22 protein-coding genes and 1 tRNA gene are annotated in these 18,976 nt (G+C 57.1%); 8 read left to right on the top strand and 15 right to left on the bottom strand.

Translation table 11 applies throughout. The features are described from left to right. Positions 1 to 19 precede the first annotated feature (19 nt). Together AC1DHT_RS14415 and AC1DHT_RS14410 are read left to right on the top strand one after the other, a co-directional pair. The gene (locus AC1DHT_RS14415; protein WP_427546354.1) at positions 20 to 1,306 is read left to right on the top strand and encodes an OprD family porin; all 1,287 of its coding nucleotides are present in this window, start codon (positions 20 to 22) and stop codon (positions 1,304 to 1,306) included. Positions 1,307 to 1,519: 213 nt separating this feature from the next. Then, entirely contained in the window at positions 1,520 to 2,053 is a 534-nt protein-coding gene (locus tag AC1DHT_RS14410; protein WP_427546352.1) for a PBECR2 nuclease fold domain-containing protein, read from the top strand. Between the two features lie 435 nt (positions 2,054 to 2,488). On the opposite strand, the gene AC1DHT_RS14405 is transcribed toward AC1DHT_RS14410, so the two are convergent. Together AC1DHT_RS14405 and AC1DHT_RS14400 are read right to left on the bottom strand one after the other, a co-directional pair. Continuing rightward, the gene (locus AC1DHT_RS14405) at positions 2,489 to 2,770 is read right to left on the bottom strand and encodes a DUF3077 domain-containing protein (RefSeq protein WP_145016713.1); all 282 of its coding nucleotides are present in this window, start codon (positions 2,768 to 2,770) and stop codon (positions 2,489 to 2,491) included. 421 nt (positions 2,771 to 3,191) lie between these two features. After that, entirely contained in the window at positions 3,192 to 4,181 is a 990-nt protein-coding gene (locus AC1DHT_RS14400) for an Abi family protein (protein WP_427546349.1), read from the bottom strand. Between the two features lie 391 nt (positions 4,182 to 4,572). On the opposite strand from AC1DHT_RS14400, the gene AC1DHT_RS14395 reads away from it, so the two are divergent. The 5 genes from AC1DHT_RS14395 to AC1DHT_RS14375 all read left to right on the top strand — a co-directional run bounded on the left by AC1DHT_RS14395 (position 4,573) and on the right by AC1DHT_RS14375 (position 7,128). Then, positions 4,573 to 4,788, top strand: a complete 216-nt coding sequence (locus tag AC1DHT_RS14395) for a tautomerase family protein (RefSeq protein WP_019691259.1) — start codon at positions 4,573 to 4,575, stop codon at positions 4,786 to 4,788. Continuing rightward, complete coding sequence (locus AC1DHT_RS14390; RefSeq protein ID WP_427546347.1) at positions 4,785 to 5,441, top strand: DsbA family oxidoreductase; 657 nt, start codon at positions 4,785 to 4,787, stop codon at positions 5,439 to 5,441. The genes AC1DHT_RS14395 and AC1DHT_RS14390 overlap by 4 nt, the downstream gene beginning before the upstream one ends. A gap of 41 nt (positions 5,442 to 5,482) precedes the next feature. Further along, entirely contained in the window at positions 5,483 to 6,193 is a 711-nt protein-coding gene (locus tag AC1DHT_RS14385) for an SDR family NAD(P)-dependent oxidoreductase (protein WP_427546345.1), read from the top strand. Positions 6,194 to 6,440: 247 nt separating this feature from the next. After that, positions 6,441 to 6,839, top strand: coding sequence for a carboxymuconolactone decarboxylase family protein (locus AC1DHT_RS14380; RefSeq protein WP_427546343.1), 399 nt, complete (start codon positions 6,441 to 6,443; stop codon positions 6,837 to 6,839). Between the two features lie 43 nt (positions 6,840 to 6,882). Beyond that, complete coding sequence (locus AC1DHT_RS14375; protein WP_427546341.1) at positions 6,883 to 7,128, top strand: hypothetical protein; 246 nt, start codon at positions 6,883 to 6,885, stop codon at positions 7,126 to 7,128. A gap of 77 nt (positions 7,129 to 7,205) precedes the next feature. On the opposite strand, the gene AC1DHT_RS14370 is transcribed toward AC1DHT_RS14375, so the two are convergent. The 11 genes from AC1DHT_RS14370 to AC1DHT_RS14320 form a co-directional block, all read right to left on the bottom strand. Further along, positions 7,206 to 7,919, bottom strand: coding sequence for a Crp/Fnr family transcriptional regulator (locus AC1DHT_RS14370; protein ID WP_427546339.1), 714 nt, complete (start codon positions 7,917 to 7,919; stop codon positions 7,206 to 7,208). Continuing rightward, a complete protein-coding gene (locus tag AC1DHT_RS14365; RefSeq protein ID WP_427546337.1) occupies positions 7,916 to 8,170 on the bottom strand; it encodes a DUF1652 domain-containing protein in 255 nt (84 codons plus the stop codon). Before AC1DHT_RS14365 ends, AC1DHT_RS14370 begins: the two co-directional genes overlap by 4 nt. 423 nt (positions 8,171 to 8,593) lie before the next feature. Next, positions 8,594 to 8,669: transfer RNA gene (locus AC1DHT_RS14360), tRNA-Thr, on the bottom strand. A gap of 137 nt (positions 8,670 to 8,806) precedes the next feature. Continuing rightward, a complete protein-coding gene (locus tag AC1DHT_RS14355; protein WP_427546335.1) occupies positions 8,807 to 9,334 on the bottom strand; it encodes a serine acetyltransferase in 528 nt (175 codons plus the stop codon). A 34-nt stretch (positions 9,335 to 9,368) separates the two neighbouring features. Beyond that, positions 9,369 to 10,190: an FkbM family methyltransferase gene (locus tag AC1DHT_RS14350; protein WP_427546333.1), complete on the bottom strand. Its 822-nt coding sequence runs from the start codon at positions 10,188 to 10,190 to the stop codon at positions 9,369 to 9,371. Between the two features lie 184 nt (positions 10,191 to 10,374). Further along, positions 10,375 to 11,616 (bottom strand): nucleoside deaminase, encoded by a 1,242-nt coding sequence (locus AC1DHT_RS14345; RefSeq protein ID WP_427546331.1) that lies wholly within the window; start codon positions 11,614 to 11,616, stop codon positions 10,375 to 10,377. Positions 11,617 to 11,927: 311 nt separating this feature from the next. After that, complete coding sequence (locus AC1DHT_RS14340; protein ID WP_442114525.1) at positions 11,928 to 13,157, bottom strand: methyltransferase; 1,230 nt, start codon at positions 13,155 to 13,157, stop codon at positions 11,928 to 11,930. Further along, on the bottom strand, positions 13,138 to 13,827 hold the full coding sequence (locus AC1DHT_RS14335; RefSeq protein ID WP_427544635.1) for an ABC transporter permease: 690 nt from the start codon (positions 13,825 to 13,827) through the stop codon (positions 13,138 to 13,140). The genes AC1DHT_RS14340 and AC1DHT_RS14335 overlap by 20 nt, the downstream gene beginning before the upstream one ends. After that, on the bottom strand, positions 13,824 to 14,519 hold the full coding sequence (locus AC1DHT_RS14330; protein WP_427544637.1) for an ABC transporter permease: 696 nt from the start codon (positions 14,517 to 14,519) through the stop codon (positions 13,824 to 13,826). The genes AC1DHT_RS14335 and AC1DHT_RS14330 overlap by 4 nt, the downstream gene beginning before the upstream one ends. Before the next feature lie 78 nt (positions 14,520 to 14,597). After that, positions 14,598 to 15,353, bottom strand: a complete 756-nt coding sequence (locus AC1DHT_RS14325) for an ABC transporter substrate-binding protein (protein ID WP_427544639.1) — start codon at positions 15,351 to 15,353, stop codon at positions 14,598 to 14,600. A gap of 13 nt (positions 15,354 to 15,366) precedes the next feature. Beyond that, positions 15,367 to 16,140 (bottom strand): ABC transporter ATP-binding protein, encoded by a 774-nt coding sequence (locus AC1DHT_RS14320; RefSeq protein WP_427544641.1) that lies wholly within the window; start codon positions 16,138 to 16,140, stop codon positions 15,367 to 15,369. Positions 16,141 to 16,695: 555 nt separating this feature from the next. Here AC1DHT_RS14320 and gabP point away from each other — a divergent pair. Further along, positions 16,696 to 18,087 carry a GABA permease gene (gene gabP, locus AC1DHT_RS14315; RefSeq protein ID WP_477761378.1) on the top strand — a complete coding sequence of 464 codons (1,392 nt, stop codon included), beginning with the start codon at positions 16,696 to 16,698 and terminating at the stop codon, positions 18,085 to 18,087. A 69-nt stretch (positions 18,088 to 18,156) separates the two neighbouring features. On the opposite strand, the gene vapC is transcribed toward gabP, so the two are convergent. Next, entirely contained in the window at positions 18,157 to 18,564 is a 408-nt protein-coding gene (gene vapC, locus AC1DHT_RS14310; protein ID WP_145016703.1) for a type II toxin-antitoxin system tRNA(fMet)-specific endonuclease VapC, read from the bottom strand. Next, positions 18,564 to 18,794 (bottom strand): type II toxin-antitoxin system VapB family antitoxin, encoded by a 231-nt coding sequence (vapB, locus tag AC1DHT_RS14305; RefSeq protein WP_054595147.1) that lies wholly within the window; start codon positions 18,792 to 18,794, stop codon positions 18,564 to 18,566. The genes vapC and vapB overlap by 1 nt, the downstream gene beginning before the upstream one ends. Positions 18,795 to 18,976 lie beyond the last annotated feature (182 nt).

Here is an 18,976-nt window from a genome sequence, read left to right as displayed (position 1 = left end):
CCGTAATAAGGAAAATAACATGTTGAACAAGCGGATCGGTCTGATCGCTCTGGGGATTTTTAGCGCCACTCAAGCCATGGCTAACGACCAGGCGGAGTCCAAGGGTTTTGTTGACGACAGCAGCCTGAAAGTGCTGTTGCGCAACGCCTACATCAATCGCGATTACAAGAACGGTAAAGAAGACAAGGCCGAGTGGGGCCAGGCTGCCATCGGCACCTTCTCGTCGGGCTTCACCCAGGGCACCGTCGGTGTCGGCGTTGATGCCTTCGGTCTGTACGCCCTGCGCCTCGATGGTGGCAAGGGCCGTAGCGGCGCCGGCGGTATCGACTTCTTCAAGCAAGGCGACAGCGGCGAAGCCGCCGATGACCTGGCCAAGGCTGGCGCGGCGGTAAAATTCCGTCTGTCCAACACTGTGCTGACCTACGGCGACCAGATGCCGGAGCTGCCGGTGCTGAACTACGACAACTCGCGTCTGCTGCCTGAAAGCTACACCGGCACCTTGATCACCTCCAAGGAGATCAAAGGCCTGGAGCTGAACGCTGGTCGTTTCACCGCCGAATCGCGCAAGAGCGCCGAAGGTCGTGACAGCGGTGGCCTGAAATCGATCAACGTCTTGGGCGGTCGCTACCAGTTCACCGACCAGTTCAAAGGTGCGTTCTACGCGTCCAACGTAGAAGACGTCCTGAAGAAACAGTACGTGAACCTGAACTACGTGTTCCCGCTGGCCACCGATCAGTCCCTGACTTTGGACTTCAACGGCTACCAGACCAAGCTGGACAAGTCCTACGCCCTTGATAACAAAACCGAAGGCCAGGACAACAAAATCTGGAGCCTGGCAGCGACCTTCGTCACCGGCCCGCACTCGTTCACTCTCGCGCACCAGCGCAGCACCGGTGACAGCAACCTCGGCTACCCGTACGGCGGCTATCAGAACGATCACAGTCGTGTCGGTGACGGTGGCAACACCATCTACCTCGCCAACTCCTACTGGTCTGACTTCAACGCTGAAGACGAACGCAGCTGGCAGCTGGGTTACGGCCTCGACTTCGGCGCCTTCGGCGTTCCAGGCCTGACCTACAACGTGGCGTACGTGCGTGGCGACAACATCACCACCGCCACCAGCACCGGCGGCACCGAGCGCGAAATCTTCAACCAGTTCAAGTACGTGGTCCAAAGCGGCCCGGCCAAAGACCTGAGCGTGAAAGTACGCAGCTCGGTCCTGCGCGTGTCGCAGAAATCCAGCGACTACAACGTCAGCGGCAACGAAGTCCGTGTTTTCGTGGATTACCCGATCAACATCTTCTGATGATCGGTTGCGTGGTTGAGGCCTGATACAAGGCCGAAATGAGAAAGCCCCGACTGGTTCGGGGCTTTTTTTCGCCCCATGAAAAAAACGATATTTGATCAGCAGCGCCCTTCACGAGTGTCGGACGTCTCTCCAAGGAAAAGGAGATCCGGCTGATTTCCATCGACTACTCAACTGGCTGAAATATCGATTGATGCCTAGAGAGATGGTCGAATGAATGTGCAGGGAGTGAAGGAAACTCCAGACCAGGAAAACTGGAAGGACCTTGGCTTACCTGATATTCGAGATATTACGGTGTCCCTTGCGGTTCGCTCAGTGCAGGAACTACCTGGCGCTATCGATTTCGATACTGCTCTGGAGCAGGTAGCGTTGAGTTTTGGATTGCAGGAAGGGGTTGACGCTGTGTTGATCGAAACGCCGTATGTTCCGGTGACGGTTCGGCGTCAGTATCTTTCACACATTGTAGAAAAACGCCCAAACGCTCGAGAACGTTTCACCGGATTTGCTGTGGACACGATGCGAAGTCCATTGGAAATTTGGCGGGTTTCCTACAACGACGGGTCTTATCGTCTCGCATTCATTGGCGCATACGACACAAAGTACCAGATGTTGGTGGTGATCCATGTTGAGCATGGACATGTCCTTTGGAACTTCATGAACTGCGATAAAAAGGCGTTGAACAAGCATCGACATGGGGAGCTGGTTTATCAGCGATACCTATTCCCCAAACAAAAAAAAGCAGCCTGATTAGGCTGCTTTTCTTGATGAGGTTGCTTGATATTGTGCTCCCTCAAGCAGGGGAGGAGAGGTCTCACCCGAGCGCTGATTTTCAGGCCATCAACGGGGTTCCTAACGCCGACTATCGCCACCTGAAGGCAGTCGGTTTCGCGCTCTCGGGTCGATTTTCTGCCACAGATGACGCATGTGTCAACCTGAAGGCGAGCCATGCGTCGGTGGTCATCAGAACCAGGAAACGGTATCCGATGTTTAACGATGAGATCCTTACAATGGAGTCTTGATGACAACCACTGGCGTGCGTACGCCCATCCGCTACGTCTGGAGCGCCAGCAGCCGTGAGATCTCGTTCGTGTTTGAAGTCAGCGAGGTCTGAGACGCACGCACGAAAAGCCCCGAATGATTCGGGTTTTTTTCTTGCGTGCGGATCAGGTTCGGGTCACGACGTTACTGGCTGCGGTTATTACCCGGCGCGCCCAGCACTTTCACCACGTCATCGATCACCGCCTTACTCATCTCCTGCAAATAGTGCGATGCCCAGGCATAGCGGTCCGTATTGCGCTCCATCGCCGCGTCTTCGGCCAGCAGTTTGGAAAGGTGGAGCAAGTCGGAAACGTGGGAGAGGGCTTCGCGGATCGGGACGCCACTGTTGACGCGGAAGAGGGGTTGGTCGGAATGGATGGAGAAGGGCGTGAGGCCGATGGTTTTGAGGTCTTGGGGGTTAGTCATTGGACACCTCCGAGATGTGGGGAGGCAAAGTGGGACCTTGAAGGTCGCCTGGCGCAGAATTTGGACGGACTGATCTTGTACATGGTCTAGCTCCTATTGTTGAGGAACTGCCACGAACCGTCGCCAAACGATTATGGGTGGCAGCTGTACGCAGGTTGGCGAACCGGGACAATAGGAACCCGGCAGACCCGAAAGTCTCCCGCGCACAGCCGCCATAACAGAAAAGTACGAGCGAAAAAAAACGCCAGCAATCGTAATGGTGGCGCCTGTGCGCCTATTGTAAATCGGGTCGCCAAACCCGTTCGCTGAATTTGCAGCGATGACGGGAGCCTAGCGTGCGGGCTGATAGTCTGCAAGCGTGGCGAAGTACTGGCCGAGGCTCGAGTGGACCTGCATCTGCGCGGCACAATCGCCTGATTCGTTACTCCAGGCGCCATTGCTGTTGACGTTTCCAATCACTTTGAAAACCCATGAGTCTCAAGTTTGCCGGCCCCTGCTGATCCATTATTTCGGCAAGACGAGGCTTCCACTGGCTGTCTGGGCTGATCAAGTCGGTTAGATAGGCCAGCATCGTCAAAACGATAAATAGCCGTTGTTTGGGCTGAGGTTGGTTGGCAGGCGCATTGAGGATGACCCATTCTTTGGGCAGGGAGGGCCGAATCGAGAGTTCTCGGTTCCATAACCGTGAATGGTGGGCGCAACAGTTTCGAATGAACGTCAGGGTGTGCAGCCAGGAGGCCAATACATCGAAGGGCAGATCAAATCTGGCGGCAATAGCTTTCTTATCGGCACTTTTGCCTATGGCATTGAAGAGGGTCGAGACCGTCCCAAGGCTGAGCTCTTCCAGGACCGCCCAAGCTGGCGGTAGCTCAGGATGAGCATAAGTCGCCCCGTAGTATCGGAAATAGTTATCACGCTTGCGGTTTTCGATCCGCTGTTGCTGGAGCCCATCGATCTGCCGACCTTTCGCAATGCGATCAATTTCACGTCCGAGTTTGTTGCGCTCCTTATTCAGTTGATCCCGCAGGGGGCGTAATAGCTCGGGATGCGAGTATGACGAGGAGAAGACTGATGCATCAGCTATCCAGTCAGGCCCGTATTTTGGGCACATGTGATTACTAATAGTTGCTCGCACGGCGACTTCGACACGCTCGATGGCATCCATGGTAATGCGCCGCAATGAGCCATCGAAGCGGTAGATGTCTACGACTGCTTTAAGGGTGCTACCGGGCTTGAAGGTGTGTTCGGAGCCCGGCTCTTGGAACGGGCGCATGTAGGGGCTCAGGCGAAACAGCGTGACTACTTCGAGGAAGCGCATGGCTCGGTCGTCGTTAGCGACGTGCAAGCCTCGTTGCTTTAGCAGTTCCAATTGCTGTTCTACGCTGAGGGCCGGCTTGTCAAAGGGCCTCATGTAGTTTTCTCCAGGCAAAAAAAACCCGCACGATTTGAGCTTGCTGACGGGGTCAACCTAGGCTTGGCGGGTGTGTTGGGGTGCATTATAGGTTGGCGGAGAGGGCCGTCAACGTTGTGCTGATGTGGAATTGTAACGGGTGGGTGTAGTGGTCAATTAACTCCGGACACGACATTAAGTTTTTCTTGGCCTGACAGTCCCCAGATCGCGTTCGTCCAGGATTTTTCAGGGGCATAGCACTGGTTTAGACATACCAAAGTCCCGCCCATATTAATTACATCACGTCACTAATGATGTGCTTGGACCCATCTTTATCCCACCAAGACAACGCCATACAGTCATCCCCACCGCCTACCCATCATCCCGAAGGGCAGGTCACTGGAGAGTCGTCATGCCTTTCGTCAGCGTACGCATTACCCGCGATGGCGTTACCTCGGAGCAGAAAGCTCAGGTGATCGCCGAAATCACTGAAACCCTGGAGCGGGTCCTCAACAAACGCCCGGACCTGACCCACATCGTGATCGAAGAAGTCGACACCGATAACTGGGGCTATGCCGGGATCACCACCACCCAGTACCGAAAACAACTGGCAGAGGGGCAGTCATGAGTCAGCCCGTCACCATCGATTTCATCTCCGATGTGGTGTGCCCGTGGTGCGCCTTGGGTGTGACGGCGCTGGAGCGGGCTATCGAGAACCTGGCCGGTGAAGTGTCGGTCAAGCTGACCTTCAAACCCTTCGAGTTGAACCCGGACATGCCGGCTGAAGGCGAAAACGCGGTCCAGCACTTGATGCGCAAATACGGGCGCAGCGCCGAGGACATCGCGGCCGGCAAAGCGATGCAGATCGCCCGTGGTCAAGCCATCGGTTTCACGTTCGATCTGGAGAAGCGCAGCCACTTCTACAACACCTTCGATGCTCACCGTCTGTTGTTCTGGGCATTGCAGGAAGGGCGGCAGATCGAACTGAAGAAAGGCTTGCTGCGCGCTTACTTCAGCGACGGCCAGAACCCGAGCGATCGCGAGACGCTGGTCCGCCTGGCGGCTGAAGCAGGTCTGGATGCGGCGCGTGCGCGTGAGGTGCTGGCGTCTGGAGCGTTTGCCACGGAGGTGCGTGAGCTGGAAGCGTTTTACCGAGATCACGGCATCAACTCGGTACCGGCCATGATCCTCAACGGTCGTCACCTGGTGTCCGGTTCGCAATCGGTCGAGTACTACGAACAGATGCTGAAGCAAATGGCGCAGGCCCCCGCTGAAGCCTGATTGATCACGTTTAAAACTCCATTATTTTGTAGAGGTTCATCATGAGCAATTCGAAAAAAGTCATTGTTATTACCGGCGCATCCCAAGGTCTCGGCGCAGGCATGGTCAAGGCCTTCCGTGATCTCGATTACCGGGTGGTTGCCACTTCGCGTTCGATCAAACCGTCCACCGACCCGGACATCCTCAGCGTGGCGGGCGACATCGGCGACCCGGCGATTGCCGAGCGGGTGATTCGTGAAGCGATCGCACGTTTTGGCCGTATCGACACTCTGGTCAACAATGCCGGGATCTTCGTCGCCAAGCCGTTCACCGCCTATACCCACGAAGACTACGCCGCGGTACTGTCGGTGAACCTGAATGGCTTCTTCTACATCACCCAACTCGCCATCGCCGAGATGGAAAAACAAGGCCGCGGCCACGTCGTCAACATCACCACCAGCCTGACAGACCACGCGGTCGACGGCGTGCCGTCGGTATTGGCGTCGCTGACCAAAGGTGGGCTTAACGCCGCAACCAAATCCCTGGCCATCGAATATGCCAAGCGTGGAATTCGCGTGAACGCGGTCAGCCCCGGCATCATCAAAACGCCGATGCACGCCGAAGAAACCCACGAAGCGCTGGGCAATTTGCACCCGGTCGGGCACATGGGTGAGGTCAGCGACATCGCCCAGGCCGTTGTGTATCTGGACTCCGCAGGATTCGTCACCGGTGAAATCCTGCACGTCGATGGCGGTCAGAGCGCGGGTCATTAAGGACCGCTTTTCCAAACCCCGGAAACAACAAAGCCCTCGCATTGCTGCGGGGGTTTTGTTTGATAACTCCAAGCATTTAGTGGTCCGTCATTGCGCCAAAAAAGTCTAAATCCATCCTGTTGTTTCTACGATATTTAAGGATTCGTTGCTGGAGTTGTCCTGCTGCCGGCTCTGGCATGGCCGCCAGCGAACTAAACTAAGTTGTACCTCTGGTGCAGATGTCTCCAGAGAGGTAAGGAGGTGCCAAATGGCCATTCGTGATACCTATCGGGAAATTGAGCAGACCCTGGGTCAGGTACCGGAGTGGATCAAGCAGATGCCGGAAGGTGCAGCGAACGGATTCTGGGGCGTAGCCCGGGATTTCTGGCTGGCAGAAACCAGGATTCCTAACAAGTACAAGGAGTTGATCGGTCTGGCAGTGTCCGGGGCGACTCGTTGTAAGTATTGCGCCCTGTTCCATACCGAAGCCGCGCGCTTGTTTGGCGCGACTGACGAGGAAATTTCCGAAGCCAGCTTTATGGGGTCGCTGACCATGATGGGCAGCACCTTTATTAACGCCCAGCAGATCGACTACGAGCAGTTCCGGCAGGAAACGCTGAGTATCGTCCGGTATGTCAAAGAACACTCGCAACCCAAAGCCGCATAAGCCGTTGCGGGAACCCGCCCTTCGCCAATTGACGGAGGATAAGTTGATTGCAATCACCGGCGATGGTCCGAGGACCACCGCCCGGTGGCAAGCGGCAGTGATGCGAGCCATCAGCGAACTCATGCAATACAGCGACAGCGCCCGCGAAGAAAACCAGGACTTGCGTATTCCCTTCGCCAAAGCACTGCATGACCTCTATGCGGGACAGAAGAGCGACGCCGAATTGACGGAAATGGTGTTGCTGATGCTGGAGGTGGAAACCGCGCCTTTTCTTGGCAAGGGGGTCTAGGCGGGAGCGGCATCTGGGAACAATGATCTTTGAGGAGCGATGGGGGGCAGATCACTACAAACCGCCGTTATCCAGCCTTAAGCCAAAGGTGGCTTAACACTCCCAAGAAGTCGGTCGGTCTCTTTCTTGACCACGGCATAGCACTCACAACAAAGTTCCTCGAGCTTCGGCCGGTCCAGCACCGTGATGTGCCCTCGGCTGTACTCAATCACACCGAGCTTCTGTAATTTCCCAGCAGCGTCAGTGACGCCTTCTCGACGTACGCCAAGCATGTTGGCGATAAGCTCTTGGGTCATTGTCAGCTGATTGCTCGGCAAGCGGTCCAGAGACAGCAGAAGCCAACGACATAGCTGCTGGTCGATCGAGTGATGGCGGTTGCAGACCGCCGTTTGTGCCATTTGAGTGATCAGCGCCTGGGTGTAGCGCAGCAGCAGCTTCATCAGGTCTCCATGACGATTGAGCTCACTTTTCAGTTGCTGCCTCTTCAATCGGTATGCGTGGCCAGCGCTCTGCACAATGGCCCGGCTCGGTGTGCTGTCGCCGCCCATGAACACGGCCAGACCAACCAGCCCTTCATTGCCCACCACGGAAATTTCCGCCGAAGCGCCGTCTTCCATCACGTAAAGCAGAGAGATGATGGCGTCGGTGGGGAAGTAGACATGCTGCAAGATATCCCCAGATTCATACACGACCTTACCCAACGGTAAGGACACTAACTCCAACTGGGGGGTCAGACGTTCCTGGACATCAACGGGCAGTGCAGCCAGCAGGCGATTCTGTAGAGGAGTCATTTATTTGGGGACAACAGCAGTGTTGGTCTAATGCATTGAACATCATCCCTTAGCTCCTTGATCAACCCCGCAACATCGTGTCCGTTCTGGAATTTCATTACAGAAATGCCAGTGACCACAAACATCTCCCTTTCACTGCCAGGATGGAAAATCCTCACGGTGAGTGTTAAATCGTGCGCCACAACGCATTCACACTTATTTGGAAGGAAGCTCTTCTCGATGAGATGGCAAATTTCTACTATCGATATCATTTGCGTTGGACTTCAAGGAGAGTCAGTCAAAGGGCTTCCCGATGGGCCTAATCGTCAGTATGTATGTGCCTCGCGCAAAGGTTAGATCCGTTTGGAATTGTCTAGCCAGATCCCAGGATCGGAGGCCTATTTCTTTACGTCTATCTGGTTCTTCAACCGTGCAATCGAGTGTGAGCTCTATTTTGGGGGGGGCACCCCGGTTTCAAGGGCTGGGTGGGGAGGCCGGCTAGATGATTCTCAGATTGATTTTCCCGGTTGGGGAACTGGTGCAGCCTGCGATATTTTCCAAGGGCGACCGGATCTTCGTTGAAGATCAAAAGATCGCAGCCTTCGGCGCCTCCCACAGGAGGGGGGATGGCAGTTGGATTTCTGGATGCCAGAAACAACAAAGCCCTCGTATTTCTACGAGGGCTTCGTTTTGTATGGTGCCGGCACCAGGAGTCGAACCCGGGACCTACTGATTACAAGTCAGTTGCTCTACCAACTGAGCTATACCGGCGTGTTGGGCGACGATTATAGCGATTGGCGGGCTTCTGTAAACCCCTGATTACTGACTATTTTTCAGCAGGACCCTGACAAGGTTCGTGCCCTTGTGTGTGCTTGAGCGCTCCGAGGCTGGTTTTGATCAGCCTGTGGTTATCGCGCGTTGTAAAAAGTGCTGTCCGCCGGGATGCTTTTGTTGACGAATGACATGGCCCCGATCGTGACGTTGTCACCGATTGAAAGGCTGTCGGCGATGATGCAGCTATTCGCCCCGACGCTGACGTTGTCGCCAATCACCAGGTTGTACTCGTCCAGGCCCATGGTTTTTATGCCGATTGTTGTGTTTTGGCGAATGAAGAAATTTCGACCGATTTTGACGTAACCGGTGATGACGACGCCAGGCAGGTGGCCGATGCGAAAACCCGGTCCTATGTCGGCATCAATGCTGATGTCGACCCCGTACTTGAGGTTGATTTTTCTCTCCATGCGCTTGGCATAGAGCCGCGCGAACGCATTTCCGCTATTCAGGTACTGGGCAAACCTGAACCAGAACAAATACCGGAGGGTGTTGTTCCTTCTGATTCTTCTGAGGATGTTGCTGATCAGCCCGATGCGGCTTCCAGGTTTTTTCTTGTTCGAGACTTCTGAGCGCCAGTGCAGGATCAAGGTGTCGAGAGTCATTGCGTTGTTTCCGCCTGATGTAAGGTCTGGAGCGTCAGGTGCGAACCAGTACGTTCTTGAGTGTCTGAATCGCCCGCCACGAGCGGCTGTTGCGCAGTGCGTGCAGCTCGGCCTCTGCGCGGTCGGCGCGTTGGCGTTCGGCGTTCAGCGCGGTTTCGAGGTCTGCAACCGGGTGGCTGAACTTGTGGCCTTTGCAGAACTGGAAGTCATCCAGATTGCACGGTGGAATCTCGAATGCAGGCTTGAGGTTCAGGTGTTCTTCGGCCAGGTAGAAGGTGTTGATACCGTCGAACAGCACCGGGTGGTAGCCGGCCTCGGTGACGATTTTTTCCCAGGTCTGGTCGCGGTTCCATGGGGTTTCAATGAGCATGATCCACGGTCGCCATTGGACGAAGTCCATGCCGCGCAGTACGGTTTCTTCGTGGCCTTCGACGTCGATTTTCAGGAAGTGGATCGGGCCTTTGACGTGTTCTTCGCAAATCGACGCCAGGGTGCGCGAGGTGACGGTCTGGGTCTGCACATGCATGCCCGCATCTTTGTGCTGCTGGGCGATGGCCGGGTCGAGGGTCGACAGGCCGGTGTCGGCGATGCCGTAGAACGTCAGGGCTTCAGCGGTTTCGCCAGCGACGCATTGCAGGTTGATGTCTTTGGGGCGTTGCTGGCACAGCGCGTCGTAATAAACCTGCACCGGTTCGACGTTGATGCCGGTCCAGTTGTGGTCGTAGAACGCTCGGGTCACGGAGTCGTGGCTTGGGTCATTGGCGCCGATGTCGATGTAAAAGCCGTTCTCGATGTTTTTCAGTACGCGCCACAACCGGATGTCTTCGAAATTTTGTGCATAAGAAATGAGCGTCACGGTCTCTTCCTGATAGCTCGAATTGCCTGGGAAATGGGCGCGTGCGTTGAATGTCGCAGCGGGTCAGGCTCAGGAGTGTAGCGATCTTCAATCAGAAAGTGTGCGGGTATAGCGGCCAAAGACGGGGAGTGTGGCAGGCCCGCCGAGGGTTCGACGGGTCTGGACTTGCAATGGCGTTAGCCGGTTACACGCCGTTTTTAACGGCGTTGATCAGGGCCTGGCTCAGGACTTGGGCGGGAGCCACCTGTACGCTTTGGGTATAGAACGGCGGCAGGTTCTGGGCCAGTTGCGACAGCGCCTGCGCTGTGGTGTTGCCTGGCAACAATACGTATTGCAGGTTCGACGGATAGCTTTGCGGCACCGGGCCCTCCATGGTCGAGCCGTACGCGCCGAAGGTCATCACCGCTTGAGGGGTGGTCGGGTCTGGTGCGTAGAGGAACACGAAGGTGCCGTATTTTGGGTGTGTCAGGTATTGCTCGGCCTGGGCACGTACCGCCGGGTCCGGGTCGTTCATCAGGGTCCAGCGCATGACCGCATAGCTGCGGGTGGTTTCCATGAATGCCGTGCGAATCGGCGACTGGTTTTCCACGCCGCCCAGGCACACCAGCAGGTTGCCAAAGGGATCCAGCAAGGCCACAGAGTTGAACACACTGGCTTGCTGGGCGGTTTTCAGCAGCGGCGGCGCCAGTTCCGCACCAGGGTCACGCGGGTTGCTGGAGGTGACCGTCAAGGCGTACGGACTCACTTTGGTCAATGCCTGGCGTACCGGACTGTTCGCCGGCAGCGTGGCCGGGTTTTTCAGTTTCGAAGGCTCAAGACCGCTGTTGTTGCTCGCTTTGCGCACTGTGTCGACGCTGGCAGAGAAGATCGAGCTGGTGAGGTAGTACGCCGCCGAGTCGATGGTCTGACCGCCAAACACCGGGCTCATTGAGCCTTGATAAGCACGGCTGACAGGCGCGGCGATTGCGTAATAGCCCCAGGTTTTTTGCGCTTGTTGACGAATGTGCGGTGGCAGCGAGGGGAAGGTGAACTGGCTGTTGTAGTTGATCCCCGCGTAGTCATCGATCGCACTCACGGCGACGTTGAATCCGGCCGTGAGCAAAGCGCCGGCGCACATGGCGCAAGGGTCCAGCGTGGTCACAATGGTCAATTTGTTGGGCGGCGGAAGCTTCAGCGATTCCGCTTTTGCGTAGTACCAGTCCACCAGTTGTCGCTCGCCATGGGCGGTCGGGTCATGGGGCAGGAAGTAGGTGGTGCCGCTCCCCGGAAAAGGCATTAACACGTTGTTGTGAAGTGCTGCGATGACTTCGCCGGTAGCGTTGTTGATGATCGCCCCGCCAACGGCGAAGGTTTGTTGAATGGCCGCGAGAATGGCTTCGTTGGCGACGGTATCGACGGCTTCCTGTGCACTTTTCAGTGTGGTCATTGTGTCCCAGCTCCTTGCTGTCCTGAGTGCCAGAGAGTTCTGACGCCTGGCAACGATAGTTCAGATAGTGGAGGTTGGTTATGACCTTTCGGATTAATGCTTATGCACAGCGGGAGGTGGTTTCGCTGCGTTTACGGCTTATTTTGTGGAGCAGTTCTCAACAAATCGCAACTGGCTGTTTTTTCGCCTGTTTTTTAATGTGAACAAAAAATGACCAAGCGCATTTATGGCCTATAAGCCATGGATCCAAAGGCTTTTGTCAAGTTTCATCAACAGACTTATCCACAGGCTGTTGATCGAAATGGAGGGGGTTATCGACGCTCGGCCAGCAGCATCAGATTGCGCGGCGTCAGTGGGGTTTCGCAGAACAATCCCAGGCGCACCGAGTAACCCTGTTCTTCGAGAAACAGCGCTCGGTCAAGTACCAGCCACAGCTCCAGCGGGCGGCGGAACAAGCCGCGCAGCAGCTCCAGATTGCGCACCCGGGCCAGGCGTTCCCAACCAGCGGCTTCCAGCGCCGACCAATCCTGCGCCGGGACTGTGGATAAGTCTTTCAGCGCCGCGAGGTCGCGGCAGTAATCGGCGAAGGGTTTATCCAGCCAGGCGCTGGGCAACGACGGTGTTGGCAGGTAGTCGTCACAACCGCGCAGTTGCCGTTGCAGCAGGTCGAAAGCCAGTCGGCGGGCCATGGACATGTCGCGTTGACGTCGGACGCGGGCACCGGCGGTAACGGTTTCGCTCAGCGGTAGCGCCAGATCGTCGAGGGAAAGCTGTAGGCCGGAGCCTTTTGCTGCGTCGGACAGCGGCTGATACTGGCGAGCGTTGATGCGGTTGTAACAGCAGGGCGCAATGGCCAGTTGTTTGCAGCCGGCCGCGCTGGCCAGTTGCATCAGCCGTACATGCAGATCGCCGCAAGCGTGCAGGGCGACCGGTGTCTGATCGGCGTTCAGACGCGCCGCCGCATCGGCTGCCATCACATCTTGTTGAAGATGGTTGACCGCAAGGTGATGGTGTTGGCTCAGCGCTTGACCGCTGGCGATCAGCGCCGGGTCATATTCCAGGCAAGTCAGCTGTTGGCCAGCTTGCAGCAGGCGTCGTCCCAAATGACCTTTGCCCGAGCACCAGTCCAGCCAGTGCCGGGGTTTTTCGGCAAATTGCAGGCAACCGGCGAAGGCTTCGATCTGCTGCCATTTACGGCCGGGCACGTCGACGTTCAGTCGTCGGGTCGCAGGCTCGGTCGAATGAACGGGAAGGTTGCCTACAGCGCTGAGGGTGATGGCCTGTGCGGCCAGTCCTGGAAAAGGTGCAGGCGCCTGAAGGTCTTCAGGATGGTTATGACTGGTTTCCGCGTCTTCCAGCGAACGCTGGCTTAGCCAATCCGCCAATTCTGGATAGGTCGTTTCCCACGGCAGTTGCAGATGGGTAAACGGCCTCGGTCGCCAGAGTACCTGGTGTTTGGTCAGGAACCCGTCCAGCGCCTTGAAACGGGCGAGTAACTGCTCGCCCGCAAGCACCGGCCGATCAGCGTCCCTGGCAGGCATCGACGCGTAACCAGCGCTCCAGCAGCTTGAAGCCACGCACCAGAATGTAGACCATCAACAGGTAGAACATGCCAGCCGCGAAGAAGATCTCCACGGGCAGGTAGGTCCGGGCAATGATGGTGCGGGCCATGCCGGTCAGTTCCAGCAAGGTGACGGTGCTGGCCAGGGCGCTGGCCTTGAGCATCAGGATCACTTCGTTGCTGTAGGCCGGCAGGCCAATGCGCGCGGCACGCGGCAGGATGATGTAGAACAGCGCCGTGGGGCGCGACATGCCCAGTGCCCGCGCTGCTTCGATCTCGCCCTTTGGAATGGCCTGGATCGCCCCGCGCAGGATCTCGGCGATGTAGGCTGCAGTGTGCAGGGTCATGGTGGCGGTGGCGCACCAGAACGGATCGCGCAGGTACGGCCACATCGCGCTCGCGCGGACCGCATCGAACTGCGCCAGGCCGTAATAGACCAGAAACAGCTGCACCAGCAACGGCGTGCCACGGAAGAAGAAAATGTACGCGTAAGGCAGTGCGCGCACGTACCACAGGCGCGACGAGCGGGCGATGCCCAGCGGAATTGCCAGCAGCAAGCCGAGGACGACGGCGATGGCCACCAGTTCCAGGGTCAGGGTCGCGCCCTGTGCCAGTTTCGGCAGCCACTTGATGATGACTTCCCAATTCATTGCGTGCTCCTCGCGAAGCCGCGAGCGGCGCGTTTTTCCAGCAGGTGCATGCCGGTCATGGCCAGAATCGTCAGGCCCAGGTACATGAAGGCCGCGACCATGTAGAAGGTGAACGGCTGCTTGGTCATGGTCACGCCGTTTTGCGCATGACGCATGATTTCTTCCAGACCGATCACCGACACCAGTGCGGTGTCTTTCATCAGGATCATGAACAGGTTGCCCAGACCCGGCAGGGCGATGCGCCACATCTGCGGCATGATCAGCCTGGTAAAAATCCGGAACCTCGAAAGACCCAGCGCAACACCGGCTTCGCGGTGACCCTTGGGGATCGCCAGAATCGCGCCGCGGAAGACCTCCGTAGCGTAGGCGCCGAAGCACAGGCCGAGGGCGATCACGCCGGCGGCGAAGGCATTGAGCGCGAGATCGGGATTACCAAAAAACTCGCCCAGGACACGCATCAGGTTGACCGTGCCAAAGTAGATCAACAGCACCCAGAGCAATTCCGGGATGCCGCGAACCAGGGTCGAGTAGGTGCCGCCAAGCCATTGCAACGGCTTGTACGGGGAAGTCTTGGCCAAGGCGCCGAGCAGGCCGAGCACCAGTCCCAGGCATAACGCGCAGAGGGCCAGTTTGACGGTCATCAGCGCGCCAGCGGCGAGCGCCGGGCCGAATCCGTAGAGGTCGATAGTCATGGATTTCTATTCAAGTTGCCGCAGGCATTGCCAAGGACCGGCACCGTCAGAGTACGGCGCCGGTCAGGCCAGTCAGAATCAATAGATGCTGAACGGGAAGTACTTGTCGTTGATCTTTTTGTAGGTGCCGTCAGAGACGATTTCTTTCAGTGCAGCATTCAGCTTGTTACGCAGCTCGTCCTGACCCTTGCGCACGGCAATGCCGATTTTGTCGCTTGATACAACCGGTTCGCCTTTGAACTCGTAGTCTTTGCCCGCATCGCTTTTCAGCCAGTCGTAGTTGGCGTATTTGTCGGCGAGGATCGCATCGACGCGACCGGAGGTCAGGTCCAGGTAGGCGTTTTCCTGAGTGTCATACAGCTTGATGGTGACGTCGTTGCCGTAATTGTCCTCAAGCCAGGTGCCGGCCAGGGTGGCGCGCTGGGTGCCGATGATCTTGCCTTTGAGCGAGTCCTTGTCGGTTTTGAGGTCGACGTTCTTCGGTGCGATGAACTGCAGTTTGTTCGAGTAGTACGGGTCGGTGAAATCAACGGCCTGCTTGCGATCGTCTGTAATCGACAGCGAGGAGATCAGGAAATCGAACTTCTTGGCGTTCAGTGCCGGAATGATGCCGTCCCAGTCAGAGGTAACGACTTCACATTCGACCCGCATCTTGGCGCACAGGGCGTCGCCGATGTCTTTGTCGAAACCGACCACCTGGCCGCTGGCATCTTTATTGTTGAACGGTGGGTAAGCCGCTTCGATGCCCATCTTCAGTTTTTCGGCGGCCATTGCATTGGCCGAAAACACCAGTGTGGCGGCCGCGGCCAGGAGGAGTTTTTTGTAAGTCTGCATGTAGGTAGCTCCGTTAGCGGTTGCTGGACATGAATTGTTTGCAGCGCGCCGAAAGCGGGTTTTCGAACACCTGCTGGGGCGATCCTTGCTCTTCTATGAGCCCTTGGTGAAGGAACACCACTTCACTGGACACCTGACGGGCGAAGCCCATTTCGTGGGTGACCAACAGCATGGTGCGACCTTCTTCGGCGAGCGCGCGGATCACGTTTAGTACTTCCTGAACCATTTCCGGGTCAAGCGCGGAAGTCGGCTCATCAAACAGAATGACTTTTGGCTGCATTGCCAAGGTACGGGCGATGGCGGCACGTTGCTGCTGGCCACCGGAAAGTTCTGCCGGGTAGGCGTGACGCTTGTCGGCGATGCCGACCTTGGCCAGCAAGGCTTCCGCCACTTCGATGGCTTCGGCCTTGCTTTGCCCGAGGACGCGGCGCGGCGCTTCGATGATGTTGTCGAGCACACTCATGTGCGGCCACAGGTTAAAGTTTTGAAATACAAAACCGATTTCGCTGCGCAGGCGATTGATCTGCTTGCCGTCGGCGGCGACCAGTTCGCCGTTTTTCGAAGGCTTGAGCTTGAGCTCTTCGCCGGCCACCAGAATCTGGCCCTGGTGCGGGTTTTCGAGCAGGTTGATGCAGCGAAGGAATGTGGACTTGCCGGAACCGGAGGAACCCAGGATCGAGATCACATCGCCGTCGCGTGCGGTCAGCGAGACGCCCTTGAGCACCTCAAGCGTCCCGTAGCGTTTGTGCAAGTTGCGGATTTCAAGCGCGGGCGTGGCCTCAGCCATGTGCGGTCCTCATTGTGTCTGTTGTGCTCCTGCTGTTGGCCGGGCATTCCTGGCGAGGCGCCAAGCTAGCATGGCGGTCGAATGGCGGCCAACAGCCCCACGGGGCGTAGACGGGCAGTGCGTGACCGGTTGTCGCATCAGCGCAGCAGACTGTCGCGGCATCAACAACCGATCCCACGCTTGAAGCCATGTCTGTGTGGGTGTCGCGTAAAAAAAGGCGCGATGGTGCCAGCTTTGGCCGGGTGTTGGAAGCGCTAACCGGACAAACGTTCCCGATCCGCACTTTTATTGTGCGTGAGCCGATTTTTCTGTGTGTTTCCGGTGCATGAATTCGTCCAGGAAGTGTGTGGCAGGGTAACGCTCTGGCGATGTGCCATTAATTTCAATGACTTGCGATGGTTGCTCAGTCTGCGTACAGCCCGCGTAAACCGGCGGAGTGAAACATTTTGGCGCAATTATTGCGTGCAGAATAAGGAACGCCCCGTTGGATTCTTTTTACGAGAAGGACGCCAAGCGGGATGGACGCAATCGCTTTTCCTTACAAAGGTAGTTTCAATGAGCAGTACCCAAAGCTCTAATGGCCTCGAACAGGGGCTCAAGCCGCGCCATGTGACCATGTTGTCGATTGCCGGTGTTATCGGCGCCGGTCTGTTCGTTGGCTCGGGTCACGCCATCGCCGCTGCAGGCCCGGCCGTGCTGTTGGCCTACGCTGCCGCCGGTATGCTGGTAGTGCTGGTCATGCGCATGCTTGGCGAAATGGCCGTTGCGTCTCCGGACACAGGCTCTTTTTCGACCTACGCCGATCGCGCCATCGGTCACTGGGCCGGTTTCACCATCGGCTGGCTCTACTGGTGGTTCTGGGTGCTGGTAATCCCGCTGGAGGCCAACGCCGCCGCGACTATCCTGCATGCCTGGTTCCCTAATGTGGCCATCTGGGCATTTACCCTGATCATCACGTTGCTGCTGACAGTGACCAACCTGTTMAGCGTGAAGAACTACGGTGAGTTCGAATTCTGGTTCGCTCTGATCAAAGTCCTGGCGATCATCGGTTTCATTGTCCTCGGTGTCATGGCGATCTTCGGCTACCTGCCAGGCAGCCAGGTCAGCGGCGTTTCGCACCTGTTCGACACCCAGGGTTTCTTGCCAAACGGCATGGGCGCGGTACTGGGCGCCATCCTGACCACCATGTTTTCCTTCATGGGCACCGAGATCGTGACCATCGCGGCCGCGGAGTCGAAGAACCCGGGCCAGCAAATCTCCAAGGCCACCAATTCGGTGATCTGGCGGATTGGCTTGTTCTACCTCGTATCGATCTTCATCGTTGTAGCGCTGGTGCCATGGAACGATCCGGTTCTGGCCAGCGTCGGTTCCTATCAGACCGTGCTTGAGCGCATGGGCATCCCGAACGCCAAGCTGATCGTCGACCTCGTGGTGCTGGTTGCTGTGACCAGTTGCCTGAACTCGGCGCTGTACACCGCTTCCCGCATGATGTTCTCCCTGGGCAAGCGTGGTGATGCACCGGCCGTTTCCCAGCGCACCAACAAGAGCGGCACGCCTTACTGGGCCGTCATGTTGTCTACCTGCGCAGCGTTCCTCGCGGTGTTCGCCAACTACGTGGCCCCGGCTGCGGTGTTCGATTTCCTGCTGGCCAGCTCCGGCGCTATTGCGCTGTTGGTGTACCTGGTGATCGCGATTTCGCAACTGCGCATGCGCAAACAGCGCATGGCCCGCGGTGAAAAAATCGCCTTCAGCATGTGGCTGTTTCCAGGCCTGACCTATGCGGTGATCGTATTCATCGTGGCGGCCCTGACCATCATGCTGTTTCAGGATGCCCATCGCGTGGAAATCCTTGCCACGGGGCTGTTGAGCCTTTTGGTGGTGGCTGCCGGTTTGTTTGTGGCTCGCCGTCGCAAACTGGAACAGCGTGGCGCGGTCGTGTTGAGCTGATTCACCCTGCGTAATGAAAACGGCCGCTGTCAGGAATGACAGCGGCCGTTTTTGTTTCTGGTGCCGACTTCAATCGAGGTGTACCCAATCCTCTACGCGCAATCCGGGAACACGCTCAAATTCACGAAGATTATTCGTCACCACAATGAACCCTTGTGAGCGCGCGTGTCCGGCGATCATGTGGTCGTAAGGGCCTATCGGTGTGCCCGCCTTTGCAAGTTCCGAGCGAATCATTCCGGTGTGGGCAGCGGCTTCGTAGTCGAAGGGCAGGACTTCAAGACGAGCTGCAAAACCTTCGATGACGGCCAGGTTCTTTTCCGGCGCCGCCGATTTTTCAGCGCCGTAAATCAATTCCATCAACGTGACCGCGCTTATACACAGCTGGCCGTGATGGCGATTGAACGCTTCGCGTACGACCTGTGGTTTGTTCTTGATGGTAAAAATGCAGATGTTGGTATCGAGCATGTATTTGATCATCAGAACGACTCGCGCTCCTGATCGGCCGGTTGCTCGCGGTCAGCCATAAAATCGGCAGTAACGTTATCGCCATCGAACCAGCTATCCCAGGCTTCATCGGCCGGCGTGATGATGCGAGCGCGGCCAATGGCTACAACGTTGACGCGCTTGACGTCTTCAGGCATTGCCACGGCTTTGGGCAAGCGGACGGCCTGGCTTCGATTGCTCATGAAAAGGGTGGTCTGTTCCATTGGGGTGTCCTCCGCTTTTGGTGCGCTTAGAGCCCAAGAATAGGTTGTGGCGGGGATATGTCAACGGGATATACGCTGGAGCTGATGAAGGGTAGCGCCAGCTCTTCGATAGGGTGATGAACGTTAAAAAGAAACGGCCGCTGTCAGGAATGACAGCGGCCGTTTTTGTTTTCGCAAGCTTC

The organism is Pseudomonas sp. 05N432 (assembly GCF_056396945.1).
This window is presented reverse-complemented; position numbering and strand designations above follow the sequence as displayed.

What these genes read in the sequence shown, in the direction of transcription:
- AC1DHT_RS14340 (WP_442114525.1), bottom strand. Translation starts at nt 13,157, where the DNA reads ATGCCTGCCAGGGACGCTGATCGGCCGGTGCTTGCGGGCGAGCAGTTA.
- AC1DHT_RS14390 (WP_427546347.1), top strand. Translation starts at nt 4,785, where the DNA reads ATGAGTCAGCCCGTCACCATCGATTTCATCTCCGATGTGGTGTGCCCG.
- AC1DHT_RS14365 (WP_427546337.1), bottom strand. Translation starts at nt 8,170, where the DNA reads ATGATATCGATAGTAGAAATTTGCCATCTCATCGAGAAGAGCTTCCTT.
- AC1DHT_RS14355 (WP_427546335.1), bottom strand. Translation starts at nt 9,334, where the DNA reads ATGACTCTCGACACCTTGATCCTGCACTGGCGCTCAGAAGTCTCGAAC.
- AC1DHT_RS14385 (WP_427546345.1), top strand. Translation starts at nt 5,483, where the DNA reads ATGAGCAATTCGAAAAAAGTCATTGTTATTACCGGCGCATCCCAAGGT.
- AC1DHT_RS14335 (WP_427544635.1), bottom strand. Translation starts at nt 13,827, where the DNA reads ATGAATTGGGAAGTCATCATCAAGTGGCTGCCGAAACTGGCACAGGGC.
- AC1DHT_RS14415 (WP_427546354.1), top strand. Translation starts at nt 20, where the DNA reads ATGTTGAACAAGCGGATCGGTCTGATCGCTCTGGGGATTTTTAGCGCC.
- AC1DHT_RS14410 (WP_427546352.1), top strand. Translation starts at nt 1,520, where the DNA reads ATGAATGTGCAGGGAGTGAAGGAAACTCCAGACCAGGAAAACTGGAAG.
- vapC (WP_145016703.1), bottom strand. Translation starts at nt 18,564, where the DNA reads ATGATCAAATACATGCTCGATACCAACATCTGCATTTTTACCATCAAG.
- AC1DHT_RS14405 (WP_145016713.1), bottom strand. Translation starts at nt 2,770, where the DNA reads ATGACTAACCCCCAAGACCTCAAAACCATCGGCCTCACGCCCTTCTCC.
- vapB (WP_054595147.1), bottom strand. Translation starts at nt 18,794, where the DNA reads ATGGAACAGACCACCCTTTTCATGAGCAATCGAAGCCAGGCCGTCCGC.
- AC1DHT_RS14370 (WP_427546339.1), bottom strand. Translation starts at nt 7,919, where the DNA reads ATGACTCCTCTACAGAATCGCCTGCTGGCTGCACTGCCCGTTGATGTC.
- AC1DHT_RS14325 (WP_427544639.1), bottom strand. Translation starts at nt 15,353, where the DNA reads ATGCAGACTTACAAAAAACTCCTCCTGGCCGCGGCCGCCACACTGGTG.
- AC1DHT_RS14320 (WP_427544641.1), bottom strand. Translation starts at nt 16,140, where the DNA reads ATGGCTGAGGCCACGCCCGCGCTTGAAATCCGCAACTTGCACAAACGC.
- AC1DHT_RS14395 (WP_019691259.1), top strand. Translation starts at nt 4,573, where the DNA reads ATGCCTTTCGTCAGCGTACGCATTACCCGCGATGGCGTTACCTCGGAG.
- AC1DHT_RS14400 (WP_427546349.1), bottom strand. Translation starts at nt 4,181, where the DNA reads ATGAGGCCCTTTGACAAGCCGGCCCTCAGCGTAGAACAGCAATTGGAA.
- AC1DHT_RS14380 (WP_427546343.1), top strand. Translation starts at nt 6,441, where the DNA reads ATGGCCATTCGTGATACCTATCGGGAAATTGAGCAGACCCTGGGTCAG.
- AC1DHT_RS14330 (WP_427544637.1), bottom strand. Translation starts at nt 14,519, where the DNA reads ATGACTATCGACCTCTACGGATTCGGCCCGGCGCTCGCCGCTGGCGCG.
- AC1DHT_RS14345 (WP_427546331.1), bottom strand. Translation starts at nt 11,616, where the DNA reads ATGACCACACTGAAAAGTGCACAGGAAGCCGTCGATACCGTCGCCAAC.